Source organism: Neptunicoccus sediminis (assembly GCF_001719615.1).
GTDB lineage: Bacteria > Pseudomonadota > Alphaproteobacteria > Rhodobacterales > Rhodobacteraceae > Amylibacter > Amylibacter sediminis.
Map to the genome: position 1 here is coordinate 1 of NZ_MDVX01000032.1, position 3287 is coordinate 3287.

The following is a 3287-nucleotide window of genomic DNA, read 5'->3' on the forward strand; positions in this document are numbered from 1 at the left end:
CCACGGAGCCCGACCACCGGATTTGAAGCCAATGAATTGTTGAGAAAACAGGAACCTATTTCCCCGGTCTGATGATCATTCCCTCATCGAGGACCAATTAGCCAAAATCAACGAAGTCCGGCGCGCGGTCGTAGTGAACGCTCTGCAACCCCACGCCGCATTTCGCAGCGCCACAGTGCAGGAAGTCAGTAGACAGTGAACGAAGATGAGGTCGAAGGCGTCGCGATTGCCAATTTGATCGGGACGGATGAACGCAGTGTTGTCGGGTGGGTATACCAATGGAATACGGGCGCGCTCGCAGTGCGGTGGGACGTCAACGGTCCGAAGCGGGTGTCGAAATGTCAGCCTGACCTGAGTCATGCGCAGAAGCGAGAAATTGACTTTGAGCGTTGGACGAAACTCTGACCTCGTGGCAGCGGTTAACGATCGCGATCCCGCGATACTTGTCGCAGCGTAGCCCGCATAGACGGTATTGACCGCCGAGGAATGTGCTTGCGATCTTGCGAGAGGTTTGCACTGGGCACAGCTCGATTACTTAGGCTCAGTAGTTCACCTGCTCGAACCCGTAATTGCCTTCGTAGTCGCGCCAATCGACGAAAACGGACCGGTGGTAGATGCTCGGGCAATGTTGCCCCCAGCGTTCAAGGCCCACGTGGGCCGACGGAAGGGCGGCTGTGGAAGATCTTTGCCATGAGAAGTCACCTTGGGTGCCGTAAGTTCCGAGGACGACTGTTGCACTGCGGTTGCAGTCGCCATCTCTCCCGGACTCGTGTTGCCGTGCATATCGAACGTCAAAGACGCGGATGGATCGGACAAAATTGAACTCCGGACCGCTGATATCGATGTCCGCCCGATCTTGGACAAGGCGAAGCACGAAGTCTGCCGGATTGCCGTCCGTTCCGGTTTCTGGAGAGCGCCAAACGGCATTTTTTGATCTTGCTTCGACGGCAACATCATCGCCTGGAAACGATTGGCGGGGCGAATAGTCCTCGTCGTGAAACAAGGCTTCGAAGATTCGGTCTACATTGCTCGGATGTCGTTTGGGCTCATAAGATGCGCCCATGGGACAGCGCCAGATTTGCAGTGGTGGTTCCACAGGCCAAGGCGTGATGCGACGGATAAACTCGGCGCGGGCACGGCTGCAAGGCACGGAAGCGGGCCACCCCCCGGACAGACAGAGGAGGATTGCGCAGTCGATTGGGTAGGTTTGAGCCTTTGTGATGCTCGGCAGCACACCGGTTGCCAAAGCGGTTACAGCGGTTAGGCATAGAGAAAGTCGTCTAAGTTGAAAGCGCATGGTAGGGGCCCCTCTGTCGGACACCACCTTACCTTCAATAATATACTATCGCAACATTAAGTATATTACACGCATAAGCAGGGTTATGTAAATTACAGTCGTATTTTACATTAAGTGCTCGAATAATCGCCATCGACCACGCGACAAGATGTAGAAGCCGAGCAATCAATCTGTGTCAAAAGAAACTCCTTGAAGCTCTAGTTGGTAGAGGTTCTATGGTACATTAAAAGCCGTTTCTCGTGTCACGGCATTCGCCAGACAAAGCTGGAAGAGTATAGTATGCTGACTAGACGACATTTCGTGATGACCACCGCCGCCCTCTTTTCTGCCCCGGTTGCCAGCCCGGTGCTGGCAAATACCTGGCCGACCGAATCGCAGAAGGTTGCCTGGGACGCACAGGTGACGCCGCCCGGCTTTGACCCGGCAACCTCGAACCCCTGGGGCTTACATCCGCGGTTTCTCCCGACCCGGGTGGCCGCGAAAGACGGGCTGACACCGGGTGACATTCATGTCGATGCGGTTGCGCGCTACCTTTATCACATCGAGGAGGGCGGGACTGCCATGCGCTATGGCGTCGCCATTGCTCGTGGTGATCTGTACGAACCAGGTACATACACGATCAAGCGTAAAGTCAGATGGCCGCATTGGCAGCCGACGCAGAACATGATCGACCGCGACCCAGAACTCTACGCTGATATCGCCGACGGTATGGAGCCCGGACCTAAGAATGCGCTTGGGTCGCGAGCTCTCTATCTCTTTCTCGGCGACCGGGACACTTATCTCCGCATTCACGGTACGCCACAGCCGAGAAGCATTGGCGGTCGTGCAAGTTCCGGCTGCGTCAGAATGGTCATGGCGCACATAAACGAGCTTTATCCCAACGTCGATATTGGTTCGACGGCTTTCCTCTACTCGGCCGAGGACAGTGTCACTGCGGGAAGCTGAGGCCGTGTACCAAAGCACCATCGGTCAGGGAAAGTGACGGGAGTTTATCCTAGCCGGGGAGCACTTCGGATTATTGAACCCCGCTAGGCCGCCGGCGCGGTACAAATCGGATTTCCGCGAGGGGTTCGGAGCGGCACCAGGGTAACTTCCACGGGACCGTTGTGCAGATACCAGTAGCAGCCGTCTTCCGGCAAAAGGCGCGCGGACTGAAGATCCTGACCCGTTGCGGCCATAGCGACGACTGCCTCCGGCAGTGGTCTGTTTTGTGCAGTGTCGGGCCCGCCAGGAATAGAAGCGGAACACGCTCCCAACAAAAACGCTGCTGGGAGAAGTAAGCCAAGATGAATTCGCATATTTAAAATTTCCGCCTTTAGAACAACTTAACCTGAGTACCGACCTCGGCCAATCCAAACAACTCTTCGATATGTTCGTTGTAGAGACCGATGCAGCCGTTCGACGATTGTCGACCGATCTTGCGCGTGTCACCGGTGCCGTGAACGCGGTAGTACTGCCATGACAGATAAAGGGCGTGTGTTCCAAGGGGATTGTCGGGGCCAGGGCCAACGAAATCCGGCCATTCGGGATTGCGCTCCTTCATCGACGGCGTAGGTCGCCAGCTCGGGCCATCTACCTTGCGAACCACCGTGGTATATCCGCGCCTAGTCAACTCCTCTGTCAAAGGAACGCTGGACGGGTAGAGCTTGTAGATGCTTTCGTCTTCCGACCAGAATTGGACCGCGCGGGAGTCGATGTCGCAGAGGATTGCGCCGTTTCTCAGATCGTCGAAATGGTCTTGCCAAGATGCAACCCTGAACCCGGAAATATTGCTCCGCACTGCCGGTGCCGCCAGACCCTCGCTTGTCTGTGCCATGGCCCTGCTGGTCGCGAGAACCAACCCACTTGCTGCTGCACCAAAGAGTGCAGTCCGGCGTGTGAACGGTCTGTCGTTCGCTCGTCTCATCAAGGAAACCTCTGGTCTTGTTATTTTTTCCGGTTCTAAGACCTACACCCCCTAGAGCTTCAACAGGCTGCCACTCACAAAGCC

The 3287-nt window shown here is 56.1% G+C and carries 3 protein-coding genes; 1 reads left to right on the forward strand and 2 read right to left on the reverse strand.

Annotated elements, in window-relative coordinates:
- Positions 1 to 541: 541 nt before the first annotated feature.
- On the reverse strand, positions 542 to 1297 hold the full coding sequence (locus BFV97_RS17140; protein WP_245667794.1) for a hypothetical protein: 756 nt from the start codon (positions 1295 to 1297) through the stop codon (positions 542 to 544).
- Positions 1298 to 1576: 279 nt separating this feature from the next.
- Between BFV97_RS17140 and BFV97_RS17145 the strand changes: the two genes are divergently transcribed.
- Complete coding sequence (locus BFV97_RS17145) at positions 1577 to 2242, forward strand: L,D-transpeptidase (protein ID WP_040652264.1); 666 nt, start codon at positions 1577 to 1579, stop codon at positions 2240 to 2242.
- Positions 2243 to 2612: 370 nt separating this feature from the next.
- Here BFV97_RS17145 and BFV97_RS17155 read toward each other — a convergent pair whose 3' ends face one another.
- The gene (locus BFV97_RS17155; protein WP_245667796.1) at positions 2613 to 3113 is read right to left on the reverse strand and encodes a L,D-transpeptidase; all 501 of its coding nucleotides are present in this window, start codon (positions 3111 to 3113) and stop codon (positions 2613 to 2615) included.
- Positions 3114 to 3287: the final 174 nt, after the last annotated feature.